The following is a 15,011-nucleotide window of genomic DNA, read 5'->3' as shown; positions in this document are numbered from 1 at the left end:
CACGGTCGCTTTGGCTCCCGATACGTCTCAGCAGGCGATCAACACGCTTTGCGCGCCACGCTGGGGTCGCCGTCATTGGCCGGGCCGATCTCGCCAGCTGCCAGCAATTCGTCGAATGTCCGTTCTAGATCGGCGCTGTCATCGGCTGCCGGTCCGCTGGGCGGATCCTGGCGTGTCAGCGTTTCCAGCCTTTGGTGAAGCTGGCGGTTCTCGTTGCGGCAACGGGCATGCGCGAGTTCGTCGGTCATGCCGCGCAAGCGGAGATCGGCGAGTTGAACCTTCACCGCGCCACAGTCCCGGCGCGCCGCGTCGCGCTCCTGGCGTAAATTCGCAATCTCGGTTTCCGAGGTTTGGCGCCGATGCTCGGCCACGTCCTCGGCGCGCTGCCCGGCGCTCGGCGTTGCGCGGACCACGCTTTGATCGGGGGCGCTGCGCTGGAGCGAGCGCAACCTCTTTTCAAGTTCCACGGCCCGTTCCTGCGCGGCGGCGGCGCAATCGCCGAGAACGCCGCGCTGATGCTCGACCGTGGACAGCCGCGCCTGCAGGTCCTGCTGTACAAGCATCTGCGCAGATAGTTTGCCGGTCAGTCGTTCGTTGTGGAGCTGGTAGTCCGCGACCTTGGAACGAAGCAGCATGGCGGCCTGTTGCAAGCTGGCGAGCCGCGATGCAACGTCCTCACGCGCCTGCTCGGCGGCTTGCCTGGCCATGGTCTCGTCGCGGAGTTGCCCCGACACGCGCGCCAGGTTCCGTCCCAGGCGCTCGACCTCGACATTCGCCTCGAGGAACCGTGTTGCGCGCTGGCCGGCATGCCTATCTGCCTGCGCAATGGTCTGCCGTGCCCTGTTGAGTTGGACCTCCAGGTCGGCGATGGTCTTGCTTGCGATCGATAGCTCGCGCGATTTTCGCCCAAGCTCTTTCGAGGTGCGATCCTGCAAGCGTTGCAGCTTCGCCACCTCTTCCTGCAAGTCCCATTTGTCCGTATCGGGAGCGTCGGCATCGTGCGTTTGCGCATTGAGCCTGGCCACATAGTCCTCAACCAGCGACCACGCCAAGTCGTCATCGTTGGACAAGAGCGAGGAGCCGCGCATGGCGTGGGCCTGACTCGAGCCCGTCCGGGCCGAAGTCGAGCCGAGGGAGGCGGCCAGCGTGTCTGACTGGGCCAATCCGGTCACGGGCTCCTCTTCGAAGAGAGGCAAAGCTTGATGCGTGGCGGCTCGGATGCTTCGAATCAGTTCTTCGAAGTCTTCGTCGGCCCTTCGGACAACGGCGCTGTCGTTCGCACTGATGTGCCGGGCGCCGTTGGCCTCATGATTCAGCGACATTTTTCTCTCATCGCGGACCGAATCACTAGACTATCGTGCATCAAGGACAAGAATGCGAGTAGATCTTGCCGGGTTTCACCGGAAAATTGCTGCAAGAAATCTCGTTTTTTTGAAGCGGAAGTCGATCTTAGCGCTTGCCTCTTGGGCAATCGAAGTAAAGTCCCGACCACCTCTGTGTCAAATATTGCAGCGAAAATGTGCCATCCTTCCAGAACCGCACCCTGCCTGCCTCAGCGCCGCCCCAACAAGCTCTTCATGCGGTTGCGCAGCAGGCGGGCCATGTTGCGGGTTTCGCGGTAGAGGTGCAGTTGCGAGGCGGCCTGGCGGGTGAGGCGGTCGGCGTCCGGCGTCAGGCCGATCACCAGCGTGCCCATCGGCTTGTGCTCGGCCCATAGCCGGCTCATCACCGGATGGTCGGGCACGGCGCAGGAATCGGTCATCATGATGTTGGGATCGTCGAGATGCTGCCTGGTCACCTCGATCATCAGCAAGGTGCCCGGCGAATAGCTGGCCAGCGTCTCGTCATAGGCGGTCTTCCAGGTGTAGGCGATGCCGGCTTCGACGAAGACGATCAGGCAGGCAATGGTGCGGCCGTCGAGCGTCAGCGAATGGATGCGGCACATGTCCTGCTCGGCCAGCCGGTGCACGGCTTCGCGGGCGAAGGCGGCGCGGAAACGGTCGATCGCCATGGCGGTGCGTTCGCGGCCCTTCCAGCCGGCCGCCTCCAGCGTCAGGAAGTTCTCGATGGCGTGGCGGATGTCTTCGGGGCCGCGCGCCACGACATGCTCCAGCCTGCCGAGGTCGCCAAGGCGCCGCTTCAGCCGCCGGAACTCGCGATAATGGTGCGAACGCAGCGAGGCCTTCAGATAGTCATCGCCGTCGAGCTCGCTCTCCAGCGCCGGACGCAGGGTCTGGCCGGTGGTGACCAGCATCAGGCCGCGCGTCTCGGCCACGGTGGCAAACAGGCTCGCCACCGGGCCATCGAGCCGGACATCGGGCAGGACGAACACTTTCGGCAGCTTGAGATGCGGGCGCGACAGCATCGAGAAGAAATCCTCGACGACGCCCACCGGGTCGTCGCGGTCGACCAGCGGCGTGCCGAGCGGACCGAACGGGCTCGACCATGTGCGCATCACCGGCACGCCGAGCGGCACCACCGGCCGTTCCACCGAGAACGGCACCAGAAGGCGCAGCCGGTTGCGGTATTCGTCGCCGTCGCGGATGACCGCCAGCCGCACCTCGCGATCCTCCAGCCGCGGCATGGCGGGCGCAAGGAAACGCGGGTTGAAGAACACGTTGGGCTCGACCGTGCGGGCGCAGAGATAATCCAGCTCCTCGACCAGGTCGAAGCCGGCGGATGCCGGGTAGATGGCGAGCTTGCGCTCGGGCCGGTTGTTGGCGAGAATCTCGATATGGGCGGGGTCGGCGTCACGGGTCAGCCCGGCAAGGCCCGACACCATGGCGCCGGCGGTGCCGCCGCTGGTTTCCTCAAGCAACGGGATGGCAGCCATCACGCGGCTCCTTTCGCAGGCACGAAGATAAGCATGACGATGCCGAGCTTGCGCCACACCGTGAAGGACAGCGCGCCGGCTTCGAAGATCATGGCAAAGGCGGTGGCCATGGCCGCGCCCCACAGGCCGAACATCGGGATCAGCACCACGTTGAGGGCGATGTTGAAGGCCAGCGTCATGGCATAGACGGCGGCGCAGATGTTCTGGTTGCCGCTCATCGTCAGCAGGCTTTCGCAGGGGCCGACGGCGGCGCGCGCCGCGACGCCGAAGACGAGCAGGAACAGCAAGGGATAGCCGCTGCTGAATTCCGGGCCGAACAGCACCAGCATCGGCTCGCCGAGCGCCAGCACCAGCAGCGCCATCAACAGCGAAGGCCAGAACGTCCACGACACCGTCTCGCGGGCAAAGGCGGCGAGCCTTTGCGGGTCGCCATGGGTGAACTGGGCGTAGCGCTGGGCAACGCCGGCCTTGACGGCGAAGTAGACGAAATGCACCAGCGCCAGGGTCTTCACCGTGGCGAAATAGACGGCGACGTCATTGGGGTCCATATAGGCGCCGACCATCAGCACGTCGGCATTGGTCAGCAGGAAGAAGAAGCTCTCGACCAGGAAGATCGGCAGCGAGACGACGAACCATTGCGCGAAATGCACCTTCATCGGCCCGGCCGGGATCTGCCGTTCCATGCGCTGGGTGACACCGATAAGCTGGCCGAGCGTTGTGGCGTAGGTGGCGGCGATCGAGGCGAAGATCGCGGTCTTTGCGTCAGGAGCATAGCCCGCCAGCAGCATCAGCGCCATGAACAGCAGGATCAGCACCGGCCGCACCAGATAGGTCGGCGACAGGGCAAACAGCGCCCAGCTGTTGGCGCGTGCCAGGCCCGACAAAAGGTCGGACATGGCGATCATCGGCAGGCAGATGACGCCGAGGATGAACGGGATCACATAGTAGTTCTCGATCCAGGGTGCCGCCAGCCAGACGCCGAGCGCGCCGAGCCCGGCAATCAGCGTCGAGGCGATCAGCACGAACAGACGGCTGGCCAGCACGATGCCGCGCAACTCGTCCATCAAGCCGCGCTCGCGGTATTCGGGAATGTAGCGGATGACGGAGGTGTGGAAGCCCAGGCAGGCGAGATTGCCGACGATGACCATCGTCACCCAGACGAGGACGAAGATGCCATATTCGAACGAGCCCATCCAGCGTGCCATCAGCACCTGGCTGACGAAGGCGATGACGGCGCTGACGATGCGGACCGAGAAGGCGATGACCGACATGCGGCTGGCCTCGCCGCGCTCGTCGGCGGTGAACAGCACGGCATCGATGCGGCCAAGCAACGGCCCCATGCGCAGCGCCCAACGCTGCGGCAAGAACCGCCCGGCAGTCGTGGCCGCGGAAAAGCGCACCCCGATTTCTCTCCGTTTTCCGCTTCTTTTTCAGGCGTTGGTGTAGCGGAGACACATTAAGAAACGGTTGGGTGAGGAGTTTCCTTCGCCCCGTCCCTATACGGGGAGAACGTGCCGGCAGGCGGATGAGGGGCGGCGCAGGCGTTTGAGGTTGCGCCGCTGTTTCATCATCGCCGAGGCGCGCAGCACGGAGACGTTGCCGATCAGGATAGCACCCGGCTTTATCGCAAGATCGTGCCTCAGATGGTGCCTTGGCTGCCAGAGGAAGAGGCCGCGCAGCTGAAGTTCGAGTTCGAGGCGGCTTAGTCGGCGGGACAGCGCCCCCCTCTGGCCTGCCGGCCATCTCCCCCTCAGGTGGGGAGATTGGCTAATCGCGAACGTCGGCACTCCAGCCCTTCGCTATCGCTCCGGGCGTTCGTCGTTCGAAAAGCCAAGCAATTGGCTTTTCGTCCGTTACGCGGACCACGCCTCACCCCCGTGAACGGGGAGAAGGAAAAGCGCCCCTTACGCAAACGCCCCGTGGCAGTGCTTGTACTTCTTTCCCGATCCGCAGGGGCAGGCTTCGTTGCGGCCGACTTTGCCCCAGGTGGCCTGGTTGTTGGGGTCGCGGTCTTCGGGGGCGACGATTGCGGTTGTCTCCGGGCGGACCAGGAGGGCGGTTTCGCCGCCTTCGAAGTCGTTTTCGCCGGTGGTGCCGTCGATATGGGTGCCGAACATGTCGGGGGCTTCCGGAGGCGGCGCTTCGGCGGCCTGCCGGACCAGTTCGACGCGCATCAGCTGCGCGGTGACGGCCTGGCGCAGATTGCCAAGCATGGCCTGGAAGAGCTCGAACGCCTCGCCCTTGTACTCCTGCAGCGGATCGCGCTGGGCGTAGCCGCGGAAGCCGACGACCGAACGCAGATGGTCGAGATTGACGATGTGCTCGCGCCACAGATGGTCGAGCGTCTGCAGCACCACCGAGCGCTCGACGTAGTTCATCACCTCGGGGCCAAAACGCTCGGCGCGCTCCTTGGCGGCGGCTTCGGCGGCCTGCGCGATGCGCTCGCGGATGTCGTCCTCGGCGATGCCCTCTTCCTTGGCCCAGTCCTCGACCGGCAGGTCGAGGTTCAGGAACTCGGCGATCTCGGCCTTCAGCCCGGCAACGTTCCACTGCTCGGCATAGGCGTTTTCGGGAATGGCCTTGGCGACGATCTCGTCGATGACGCCCTCGCGCATCTCGGCGATCGTTTCGGAGAGGCCTTCGCCGTCCATCAGTTCGATGCGCTGCTCGAACACCACCTTGCGCTGGTCGTTGGAGACGTCGTCATATTTCAACAGGTTCTTGCGGATGTCGAAGTTGCGCGCCTCGACCTTCTTCTGCGCCTTTTCCAGCGCCTTGTTGATCCACGGATGGATGATCGCCTCGTCTTCCTTGAGGCCGAGCTTCTGCAGCATGCCGTCCATGCGCTCGGAGCCGAAGATGCGCATCAGATCGTCCTGTAGCGACAGGAAGAATTTCGAGCGGCCGGGGTCGCCTTGTCTTCCTGAACGACCTCTAAGCTGGTTGTCGATGCGGCGCGATTCGTGGCGTTCGGTGGCCAGCACATAGAGGCCGCCGGCGGCCAGCGCCTTTTCCTTCAGCCGCTCAATGTCGGCAATGATTTCCTTTTCCCGCGCCTCGCGTTCGGGGCCGGCCGGCATGTCGCCCAGCTCTTCCTCGATCCGCATCTCGGCATTGCCGCCGAGCTTGATGTCGGTGCCGCGGCCGGCCATGTTGGTGGCGATGGTGATGGCGCCGGGCTTGCCTGCCTGGGCGACGATCGCCGCCTCGCGCTCGTGATGGCGAGCGTTCAGCACTTCGAAATCGGTAAAACCTTCCTTGCGCAGGCGCTCGGCCAGCTGCTCGGATTTTTCGATGGAGGTGGTGCCGACCAGCGTCGGCTGGCCCTTGGCGCTGGCTTCGCGGATCTCCCTGACGATCGCCTTGTATTTCTCCTCGACCGTCCGGTAGACCTCGTCGTCCTCGTCGATGCGGATCACCGGCAAATTGGTCGGGATCTCGGTGACTTCGAGGCCGTAGATGTTGCCGAATTCCTCTGCCTCGGTCAGCGCCGTGCCGGTCATGCCGGACAGCTTCTTGTAGAGGCGGAAATAGTTCTGGAAGGTGACGGAGGCGAGCGTCTGGTTCTCCGGCTGGATCGCCACATGCTCCTTGGCTTCGAGCGCCTGGTGCAGGCCTTCCGAATAGCGGCGGCCCGGCATCATGCGGCCGGTGAACTCGTCGATGATGACGATCTCGCCGTTGCGGACGATATAGTCCTTGTCCTTCTGGAACAGCCGGTGCGCCTTCAGCGCGTTGTTGACGTGGTGGACGATGGCGACGTTCTCGACGTCGTAGAGCGACTCGCCCTTGAGCAGGCCGGCGTCGCGCAAAAGGTTCTCGAGTTTCTCGGTGCCTTCCTCGGTGAAGATCGAGGTCTTCTGCTTCTCGTCGATCTCATAATCCTGCGGCTGCAGCTGGATGATGAAGGTGTCGATGGTGTTGTACATTTCCGAACGGTCCTCGAGCGGACCGGAAATGATCAACGGCGTGCGTGCCTCGTCGACCAGGATGGAATCGACTTCGTCGACGATCGCGTAATTGTGACCGCGCTGCACCATCTGGGCGCGCTCGTATTTCATGTTGTCGCGCAGATAGTCGAAGCCGAGCTCGTTGTTGGTGGCGTAGGTGACATCGGCGGCGTAGGCGGCGCTGCGCTCCTCGTCGGACAGGCCGTGGACGATGACGCCGACCGAGAGGCCGAGGAATTTGTAGACGCGGCCCATCCATTCGGAGTCGCGGGTGGCCAGATAGTCGTTGACGGTGACGACGTGGACGCCCTTGCCGGCAAGCGCGTTGAGGTAGACCGGCAGCGTCGCGACCAGGGTCTTGCCCTCGCCGGTGCGCATCTCGGCAATGCCGCCATTGTGCAGCACCATGCCGCCGATCAGCTGGACATCGAAGGGGCGCATGCCGAGCACGCGGCGCGCGGCCTCGCGGGCGGTGGCGAAGGCCGGCACCAACAGATCGTCGAGCGTGGCGCCGTTGGCGATGTCCTGGCGGAATTTCGCGGTGCGGCCGACCAATTCCTCATCGGAAAGCGCCCGCATCTCGTTTTCCATGGCGTTGATCGCCTCGACACGGGGCCGGGTCGATTTGACCCGACGGTCGTTGGAGGAACCGAAAACCTTACGGGCGAGACCGCCGAGACTGACCATCCAATGGTCCTTTCGATAGAATTCTCAATCTTGAGATGAGCGCCGGGCGGCCCCATCAATTCCACGTGAACGTGGACAAACACAAAAAGCGCCCGGAAAACGGTTCTGGACGCAAAGTCGTTGGACAGATAAGAGGGGGCTCAACTGATGTCAACGCCGCGCTGGCCCTGCTGGCTGCGCCAAATTCCGCCACAATCTGGCCGATCTGGAAGCACCCCTCTTAACAATCCCCACCGGAGTCCCCCTATGTCCCTGTTGTTTCGCCGCGCGTCGCTCGCCAGCCTTGGCTTGGCCGTCGGCCTGTCGGCCCTTTCGCTCTCGCCTGTGATGGCGCAGCAAACCGCTCCCGCTCCAGCGGATGCAGCAGCGCCAGCCGCGGCACCGGTCGATCCCAATAAGGTTATCGCCACGGTCAACGGTCAGCCCCTGACCGAAGCAGATCTGGTGCTTGCCGAAGGGGAATTGTCGCAGCAGTTCGCACAATTGCCGCCCGAGCAGCGCCGTGCCGCCGCCCTTTCGGCTGCCATCGAGATCCGCGTCATGGCCGCCCAGGCGGTCACCACAGGGCTCGACAAGGATCCCGACTTCCAGCGCCGCATGGCCTTCCTGCAGCAGCGCGCGCTGCATGGCGAGATGGTCGAGAAGGGTGTCGTCGACAAGGTCACCGACGCCGAGGTCCGCGCCCGTTACGACCAGGAAATCGCCAACACGCCGCCCACCAACGAGCTGCATGCCCGTCACATCCTCGTGAAGACGAAGGAAGAGGCCGAGGCGATCATCAAGCAGCTCGACGGCGGCGCCGACTTCCAGAAGCTCGCCAACGAGCACACCAGCGATCCGTCAGGCAAGACCAGCGGCGGCGATCTCGGCTGGTTCGGACCTGGCCAGATGGTGCCGGAGTTCGACAAGGCGGCCTCCGCGCTCGAGGTCGGCAAATACACCGAGCAGCCGGTGCAAACGCAGTTCGGCTGGCATGTCATCAAGCTTGAAGACAAGCGCACCAAGCAGCCGCCGGCCTTCGACGACGTCAAGGACCAGGCCAAGCAGGCGGTCATCCGCGACAAGTATTTCGCGCTGGTCAAGTCGCTGCGCGCCGGCGCCAAGGTCGAGATCCCCGACGCCAACCTGAAGAAGGCGGTCGATACGCTGGAAAGCGCCAAGTAAGACTGGCAGCTTTTTGAAAAGGGGCGCGGCAGCCAGGGGTTGCCGCGCCCTTTTTCATTCATTGCCGTCTTTACGAGGCAGGCGCCGCTATGCCTCGCATCACGTAGTTGACGGCCTTGCCGATGGTCGCTTCGTCCTCGTCGAGCCGGTTGGTCAGCAGATGTCTCCAGGCGAAGGAGGCGATCAGGTCGGCGACAACAGCTGAATCGATTTCGGCCGGGATTTCGCCCCTTGCCTTGGCGCGTTCGATGATCTGGGCGGTATGGGACCGTCGGCCCAGTGAGTAGTCGGCAAGGGCCGCGGCCGCGGTCTCGTCCGACTGTGCCTCGGCGATCAGCGACCGGAACACGCTTCCCGACGATGTCTCGCGCCAGTGGGCGAACAGGTTCTTCAGGAAGCCGACGAGATCCTCCTCCAGCCGCCCGGTATCGGGGACATCGACGCGCTTCTGGCGCTGGTAGACCTCAAGCAGCAACGCCGCCTTGCTCGGCCACCAGCGATAGATGGTGGGTTTGCCGGCGCGGGCCCGCCGCGCCACCGCCTCGATCGAGAAACCGGCATAACCGGCTTCGACCAGTACGGTCTCGGCGGCTTGGAGAATGGCCTCGGCGCTGTCGGGGTTGCGCCGCGCACCGATCGATCTGCGCGCCGGATCGGCGTCCTCGGCCATCTCTGTCGTCCTCGCCAAACACTTCGCCGGCAATATAGGTGACCCGACGCTCAAACGAAACGGCGCGTTTTCAAGCTTCTGGAGACTGGCTAGTCGGGGCAGGGGTTGGTCGTTTTTCTGGAACCTTACCGGCGTCTTGGTTGGCGAGGCCCCAAAAGAAAAACCCGCCGGAGGCGGGTCACTGGCGCAAATCAGCACCATGGACGAAAATGTAGCATAGCTGCTCTCACCCTGTCAAGAATAAATTCCTAATAACATGACCGCGGCCGGCGCAAACTGGCTGACACCGCCGGACCGGCCGTCGGACGATGTCTACTGCATGGCTTGCGACGTCTCGGAGCCCTGCTCCGAGGGGCGAGTTCGAGCTCCCGGACAAGAGCAACGAAAACGCCCTTGCGCCGGCGCGGTCTATCGGGCAAACCGGCCTTCCCTTGCGATTTTCCCGCCCGAGGCCTCCATGTCCACGACGATTTCGCCGCTTGCGCCGAAGAAATACCCGAAAATGCCAGAAATCGAGGGGGTGCGCATCGCAACCGCCGAGGCAGGGATAAAGTACAAGGGCCGCACCGATCTTTTGACCATGGTCTTCGATGAAGGCACTGCGGTCGCCGGCGTGTTCACGAAATCGAAATGCCCCTCGGCGCCGGTCGATTTCTGCCGGCAGAATCTCGGCGCGGGCAAGGCGCGGGTGCTGGTCGTCAATTCCGGCAACGCCAACGCCTTCACCGGCAAGAAGGGCCGCGAGTCGACCGCACTGACCGGCGAGGCGGCGGCGAAGGCGGCCGGCTGCACGGCAGCGGAGGTTTTCATGGCCTCGACCGGCGTCATCGGCGAGCCGCTCGACACCAGCAAATTCAGCCATCTGCTCGCGGGGCTGGTCAGCAACGGCAAGCCCGAGCTGTGGACCGAAGCGGCAAAGGCGATCATGACCACGGATACCTATCCGAAAGTGGCGACCGCGACCGTCAAGCTCGGCGACACCGATGTCACCATCAACGGCATTTCCAAGGGCGCCGGCATGATCGCGCCCGACATGGCGACGATGCTCTCCTTCATCGCCACCGACGCGCCGATCGCCGCACCTGTCCTGCAGGATCTGTTGTCGCGCGGCACGGCCAAGACTTTCAACGCGGTCACCGTTGACAGCGACACCTCGACCAGCGACACGCTGCTGATCTTCGCCACCGGCAAGGCCGCCAGGCGCGGCGCGCCGGAGATAACCGATCCCAAGGATGCCCGTCTCGGCACGTTCCGCCGGGCGCTCGGCAAGGTGCTGAAATCGCTGGCGCTGCAGGTGGTGCGCGACGGCGAAGGCGCCCGCAAGCAGGTCGAAGTCACCGTCACCGGCGCCAAATCGGCGCGCTCGGCCAAGCGCATCGCGCTGTCGATCGCCAATTCGCCGCTGGTCAAGACGGCAGTCGCCGGCGAGGACGCCAATTGGGGACGCGTCGTCATGGCCGTCGGCAAGGCCGGCGAACCCGCCGATCGCGACCGGCTGTCGATCTGGTTCGGCGACAACAGGCTGGCGCATGAAGGCGAGCGCGACCCCGGCTATTCCGAGGCCGCGACGTCGGCCTACATGAAGCGCGACGATATCCGCATCCGCGCCGATATCGGCATCGGCCGCGGCAAGGCGACGGTGTGGACCTGCGACCTCACCAAGGAATATGTCGCCATCAATGGCGATTACCGGAGCTGACGGTTTTGAGCTCCAGGCATCCGGCAAGCATGCTCGCGATCGTACGCCGTTACGAGGCGGCCGGCTTTCGCGCCTGGCCGGCGGCCGCCGTCCACTATGACGGCACCTGGGTGGTGCGGCTGACCGCCGGCCATCCGGCCAAGCGGCTGAACTCGGTCAATCCGCTCGATCCCGGCGACATCCAGCACATTGCCGACCGTATCGGCCGGGCCAGCCGCCGTTTCGATGCCTATGGCAGGCCGCTGACATTCCGCATGTCGCCGTTGTCGGGTCCCGATCTTGCTGGCCATCTCGACCGTGAGGGATGGAGCCGGTTCGACGAGTCGCTGGTCATGCGGCTGCCGCTGGCCGATGCGCAACTCGACGCTGCCATGGACCAGATCCCGCTGAAAGACATCAGCCGCTTCATCGGCGCGTCGCTCAAGGTCAGCGGTTCGGATGTTTCGCTGCGCCCCGGCCTGTCGGAGATCATCGGCGCCATCCAGCCCGAAGCCGGGCTGTTCGCGCTCGAAGATGGATCAGAAGCGCTGGCGACGCTGATCTGCGTGCATGACGGCGATCTCGCCGGCCTGTTCGAAGTCGCCACCGACAAGTCGGCACGCAACAGGGGCCACGGCCGCAACCTGATCCTGTCGGCACTGAAATGGGCACGGCTGCGGGGCGCACGGGAAGCCTGGCTGCAAGTCGAGGCCAACAATGTGCCGGCACTGGCGCTCTACCATTCGCTCGGCTTCGAGGAAGTCTATCGCTACCACTACCGCCGGCCGCCGGGTCATGAATGATGTCGTGATTGCCGGCAAGCGCCTGCTGCTGGTCGCCGCCTGCGCGCTGGTCGATGCCGACGGCCGGGTGCTTTTGGCGCAGCGGCCTCAGGGCAAGCAACTTGCCGGGCTGTGGGAATTTCCCGGCGGCAAGGTCGAGCCGGGCGAGACGCCCGAACAATGCATCATTCGCGAACTGCATGAGGAAATCGGCATCGAAACCGACATCCCGTGCCTGGCGCCGCTCACTTTCGCCAGCCATTCCTACGACGATTTCCACCTGCTGATGCCGCTGTTCATCTGCCGCCGCTTTCGCGGTATCGCGCAGCCCAGGGAAGGGCAGGCGCTGAAATGGGTAAGGCCGAAGCAGATGCGCGATTATCCGATGCCGCCGGCCGATGAGCCGCTGATCCCGTTCCTCATCGATCTTCTCTGAGGCTCCCGTCCGGCCGGTTCCTGGCCGAGGCGTTGTATCAGCCAGCATTAATGGAAGATTTATCTCGTCGTGAAAAATTGAAGCATGGCCGTTCGCGGCCGAGCCGTCGATTTGCCGGGGAGCGATAGCATGAGCCTAGACAGGGATTGGGACTCGATCCGGCCCGAGCGGGGGTTTCGCGCCGCCGATGCGGGCATGGGCATATTGCGCATAACGCTTCTGTTCGGTTCGGCCGCGGTGGCGCTGGCGCTGATCGCAACCCCTTTCCTCGACAGCCAGACACGCTCGCTGTCGGCCCGTGACGGTTTCGGCGGGCTCGACATGGCGGCCACAGGCTCGATCGGCCATCGCGAAACCTACACGCTGCGCCGCAGCGTGCTGCAGCCGCAGCCGAGCTCGGTCTGCATCATCAGGTCCAATGGCCGGAGCAGCGGCGACTGCTGACATGGTTAAGAAATTTCGCAAAGGCGGCGGTTTCACCGCCTGTTAAGCCTTTGCCGTTAACCTTTCTTAACAGGTCGGCTGTAAGGTCCCGGACAGAGGGGTTGAGGCCATGAAAGCAGTGCTGCTGGGTTTTCTGAACGACGAGACCGGCGCCACGGCCGTCGAATATGGCGTGATCATCGCCGTGCTGTCGCTGGCCATCGTCGGCGGTATCGGTGAGGTCCGCGACGGGATCATCTGGCTGTTCAGCGACAACAACAGCAAGCTTGCGAACGCTTTCGCACCCACTCCCTGATCCGGCTTTTCCGCGCCTGGGGCAGGATCATTGCCCGTCGGGCGCCTCCAGGATTGTTTTCAGCGAGACCTTGGCCGACCCTGGCTTCAGCGGTTTTTGCTGCGAAGCGTCGGGCGCCCAGCCGGACATCCAGACAATCGAGAAACTTGCCCTGACGCGGCCGTCGGGGTCGGAAAACCGCTCGGCGTAGATTTCCGCCGCGCGGGCAAACAGCTTGCGCGAGCCCGGCCGCCGGCTGCGATCGGTGAGCGCATTGGTCTCGCCCATGGCCCGCAGATCCGCGATCAGGTTGAACAGGCTGGCATAGCGCACCGTCACCGTCTCGACGTCGGCGACCGGCAGAGCGAGACCGGCGCGCTGCAGCAGCGCACCGGCATCGCGCACGTCGGTGAACGGGGCGACACGCGGGCTGGCGCCGCCGTAAAGCTCGGTCTCGGCCGCAAGCAGGCTTTCGCGCAACTCGAAAAGCGTACCGGCGCCGGCAAAGGCGCCGAGGAAAAGCCCATCCGGCCGCAACGCACGGCGGATCTGGATCAGCATGCCTGGGATGTCGTTCATGGCCTGCAGCGACAAGAGCGACACCGCCAGATCGAGGCTTTCCGGCTCGAACGGCACGGTTTCGAGCGGTGCGATCAGGCCGGCATCGCCACCGCTCAGGAAAGCCGTATCCGTCTCGACGCGGACAATGTCGGCGACCTTGCCGCTTTCAGCGAGCGTTTCGGCCGCCGCCGGCGTCTGGCAAAACAGCACGGCCGCCTTGCCGAACCGGCGCTCGACGGCGCCCAGCCGGTCGGCAAGGTCCTCGGCCGTGCGGCGCATGAGGAAGTCCGCGCCGTCGACCGGACGGGCAAGCGCGCGCCGCTTGTGCGTCAGCCACAGAGAGGTATCCATTATTGGCTGCAACGGGCAGATCCTTTGTTTGTCCACGCTCCGAGATCGTTGATATGGTGGCGCGCAGGAGCAACCACGTGGCCGATCCGATGCCCAAGATCAAGTCCATCGGGATCACGAACCTGGCCCGGTCGGTTGTCGGCTGGCCGGCGCGGATGCTGTTTCCGCCGGTCTGCGCCGGTTGCCGCCGGCATGTCTCGCAGCCGGGCGTGCTGTGCGGCGCCTGCTGGCCGAAGCTCAGGCTGCTGGAGCGGCCATGGTGCCCTGTCATGGGTACGCCGTTCACCCACCATATGGGCGAAGGCTTTCTGTCGGCCGAGGCGATTGCCGATCCGCCGCCTTTCGAGCGGGCGCGGGCGGCGGTCGCCTATTCCGGCGTTGCGCGCCAGATGGTGCAAGGGTTGAAATACCAGGATCGCACGGATCTGGCACCTTGGATGGCGCGCTGGATGATGCGTGCGGGTGCCGATCTCATCGCCGAGGCGGATGTGGTGGTGCCGGTGCCGCTGCACTGGCGACGGTTTTTCAGGCGGCGCTTCAACCAGTCGGCGGAACTGGCAAGGGCGGTCTCGGCACTTAGCGGATTGCCCTTCGCCCCGTCGGCGGTGCGGCGCGTGAAACTCACCCGCCAGCAGGTTGGGCTGGAGCGCGGCGAACGCGAGGAGAATGTGCGGGCCGCGTTCCGGGTGCCCGCCGAGGCGGAAATCGAGATCGCCGGCCGCAGGGTACTTTTGATCGACGATGTCTACACCACCGGCGCCACGGTGCGTTCCGCCACCAAGGCGCTGAAAAGGGGAGGTGCGGCCGCCGTCGACGTGCTGACCTTTGCGCGTGTGTTGCCGGGGGACTTTCGGGCGGACGAGTCCGCGACTATATAAGTCGGCAACGAACAGCGGAAATTCGTCATGACCGATGTCACGATCTACACCCGCATGATGTGCGGCTATTGCACGGCAGCCAAGCGGCTGCTCGAGCGCAAGGGCGTCGCCTTTACCGAGCACGATGCCTCCTTCTCGCCGGAATTGCGCCAGGAGATGATCTCCCGGGCGCATGGCCGCACGACCTTTCCGCAGATTTTCATCGGCGATACGCATGTCGGCGGCTGTGACGACCTCCACGAGCTGGAGGCCGAAGGCCGGCTGGACAAATTGCTCGCCAACGGCGCGACGAATTGAGGGAAT

At 64.5% G+C, this 15,011-nt stretch carries 14 protein-coding genes; 8 read left to right on the top strand and 6 right to left on the bottom strand.

Annotation, left to right across the window (positions count from 1 at the left end; genetic code table 11):
• Positions 1-38 precede the first annotated feature (38 nt).
• The 4 genes from EN955_RS03680 to secA all read right to left on the bottom strand — a co-directional run bounded on the left by EN955_RS03680 (position 39) and on the right by secA (position 7,470).
• On the bottom strand, positions 39-1,322 hold the full coding sequence (locus tag EN955_RS03680) for a hypothetical protein (protein ID WP_024503784.1): 1,284 nt from the start codon (positions 1,320-1,322) through the stop codon (positions 39-41).
• Between the two features lie 230 nt (positions 1,323-1,552).
• Complete coding sequence (locus EN955_RS03675) at positions 1,553-2,833, bottom strand: GNAT family N-acetyltransferase (RefSeq protein WP_024503785.1); 1,281 nt, start codon at positions 2,831-2,833, stop codon at positions 1,553-1,555.
• A complete protein-coding gene (locus EN955_RS03670; protein WP_024503786.1) occupies positions 2,833-4,233 on the bottom strand; it encodes a lipopolysaccharide biosynthesis protein in 1,401 nt (466 codons plus the stop codon). Before EN955_RS03670 ends, EN955_RS03675 begins: the two co-directional genes overlap by 1 nt.
• Positions 4,234-4,737: 504 nt before the next feature.
• A complete protein-coding gene (secA, locus tag EN955_RS03665) occupies positions 4,738-7,470 on the bottom strand; it encodes a preprotein translocase subunit SecA (RefSeq protein ID WP_013529439.1) in 2,733 nt (910 codons plus the stop codon).
• 246 nt (positions 7,471-7,716) lie between these two features.
• On the opposite strand from secA, the gene EN955_RS03660 reads away from it, so the two are divergent.
• Complete coding sequence (locus EN955_RS03660) at positions 7,717-8,634, top strand: peptidylprolyl isomerase (RefSeq protein ID WP_024503787.1); 918 nt, start codon at positions 7,717-7,719, stop codon at positions 8,632-8,634.
• Positions 8,635-8,704: 70 nt separating this feature from the next.
• On the opposite strand, the gene EN955_RS03655 is transcribed toward EN955_RS03660, so the two are convergent.
• On the bottom strand, positions 8,705-9,304 hold the full coding sequence (locus tag EN955_RS03655) for a TetR/AcrR family transcriptional regulator (RefSeq protein WP_024503788.1): 600 nt from the start codon (positions 9,302-9,304) through the stop codon (positions 8,705-8,707).
• A gap of 457 nt (positions 9,305-9,761) precedes the next feature.
• On the opposite strand from EN955_RS03655, the gene argJ reads away from it, so the two are divergent.
• From argJ to EN955_RS03630, 5 genes are all read left to right on the top strand, one after another.
• Positions 9,762-11,003 (top strand): bifunctional glutamate N-acetyltransferase/amino-acid acetyltransferase ArgJ, encoded by a 1,242-nt coding sequence (gene argJ, locus EN955_RS03650; protein WP_013529442.1) that lies wholly within the window; start codon positions 9,762-9,764, stop codon positions 11,001-11,003.
• Positions 11,004-11,032: 29 nt separating this feature from the next.
• Positions 11,033-11,785: a GNAT family N-acetyltransferase gene (locus EN955_RS03645; protein WP_032899301.1), complete on the top strand. Its 753-nt coding sequence runs from the start codon at positions 11,033-11,035 to the stop codon at positions 11,783-11,785.
• On the top strand, positions 11,778-12,200 hold the full coding sequence (locus EN955_RS03640) for a (deoxy)nucleoside triphosphate pyrophosphohydrolase (RefSeq protein ID WP_024503790.1): 423 nt from the start codon (positions 11,778-11,780) through the stop codon (positions 12,198-12,200). Before EN955_RS03645 ends, EN955_RS03640 begins: the two co-directional genes overlap by 8 nt.
• A gap of 129 nt (positions 12,201-12,329) precedes the next feature.
• A complete protein-coding gene (locus tag EN955_RS03635; RefSeq protein WP_013529445.1) occupies positions 12,330-12,644 on the top strand; it encodes a hypothetical protein in 315 nt (104 codons plus the stop codon).
• Positions 12,645-12,753: 109 nt separating this feature from the next.
• The gene (locus EN955_RS03630; protein WP_013529446.1) at positions 12,754-12,939 is read left to right on the top strand and encodes a Flp family type IVb pilin; all 186 of its coding nucleotides are present in this window, start codon (positions 12,754-12,756) and stop codon (positions 12,937-12,939) included.
• A gap of 27 nt (positions 12,940-12,966) precedes the next feature.
• Here EN955_RS03630 and EN955_RS03625 read toward each other — a convergent pair whose 3' ends face one another.
• Positions 12,967-13,842 carry a methyltransferase domain-containing protein gene (locus EN955_RS03625; protein ID WP_024503791.1) on the bottom strand — a complete coding sequence of 292 codons (876 nt, stop codon included), beginning with the start codon at positions 13,840-13,842 and terminating at the stop codon, positions 12,967-12,969.
• 65 nt (positions 13,843-13,907) lie between these two features.
• On the opposite strand from EN955_RS03625, the gene EN955_RS03620 reads away from it, so the two are divergent.
• Both EN955_RS03620 and grxC read left to right on the top strand, forming a co-directional pair.
• Positions 13,908-14,708, top strand: coding sequence for a ComF family protein (locus EN955_RS03620; protein ID WP_013529448.1), 801 nt, complete (start codon positions 13,908-13,910; stop codon positions 14,706-14,708).
• Positions 14,709-14,735: 27 nt separating this feature from the next.
• Entirely contained in the window at positions 14,736-15,005 is a 270-nt protein-coding gene (gene grxC / locus EN955_RS03615) for a glutaredoxin 3 (RefSeq protein WP_024503792.1), read from the top strand.
• Positions 15,006-15,011 lie beyond the last annotated feature (6 nt).

Source organism: Mesorhizobium sp. M7A.F.Ca.CA.001.04.2.1, from assembly GCF_003998485.1.
GTDB lineage: Bacteria > Pseudomonadota > Alphaproteobacteria > Rhizobiales > Rhizobiaceae > Mesorhizobium > Mesorhizobium ciceri.
The sequence above is the reverse complement of the archived record's forward strand: the minus strand, read 5'-3'. Positions and strand labels throughout refer to the sequence as shown.

Bases quoted from the DNA above. Each gene is read 5' to 3' on its own strand.
- EN955_RS03680 (WP_024503784.1), bottom strand. From the start codon at position 1,322: ATGTCGCTGAATCATGAGGCCAACGGCGCCCGGCACATCAGTGCGAAC.
- EN955_RS03675 (WP_024503785.1), bottom strand. From the start codon at position 2,833: ATGGCTGCCATCCCGTTGCTTGAGGAAACCAGCGGCGGCACCGCCGGC.
- secA (WP_013529439.1), bottom strand. From the start codon at position 7,470: ATGGTCAGTCTCGGCGGTCTCGCCCGTAAGGTTTTCGGTTCCTCCAAC.
- EN955_RS03660 (WP_024503787.1), top strand. From the start codon at position 7,717: ATGTCCCTGTTGTTTCGCCGCGCGTCGCTCGCCAGCCTTGGCTTGGCC.
- EN955_RS03655 (WP_024503788.1), bottom strand. From the start codon at position 9,304: ATGGCCGAGGACGCCGATCCGGCGCGCAGATCGATCGGTGCGCGGCGC.
- argJ (WP_013529442.1), top strand. From the start codon at position 9,762: ATGTCCACGACGATTTCGCCGCTTGCGCCGAAGAAATACCCGAAAATG.
- EN955_RS03645 (WP_032899301.1), top strand. From the start codon at position 11,033: ATGCTCGCGATCGTACGCCGTTACGAGGCGGCCGGCTTTCGCGCCTGG.
- EN955_RS03640 (WP_024503790.1), top strand. From the start codon at position 11,778: ATGAATGATGTCGTGATTGCCGGCAAGCGCCTGCTGCTGGTCGCCGCC.
- EN955_RS03635 (WP_013529445.1), top strand. From the start codon at position 12,330: ATGAGCCTAGACAGGGATTGGGACTCGATCCGGCCCGAGCGGGGGTTT.
- EN955_RS03630 (WP_013529446.1), top strand. From the start codon at position 12,754: ATGAAAGCAGTGCTGCTGGGTTTTCTGAACGACGAGACCGGCGCCACG.
- grxC (WP_024503792.1), top strand. From the start codon at position 14,736: ATGACCGATGTCACGATCTACACCCGCATGATGTGCGGCTATTGCACG.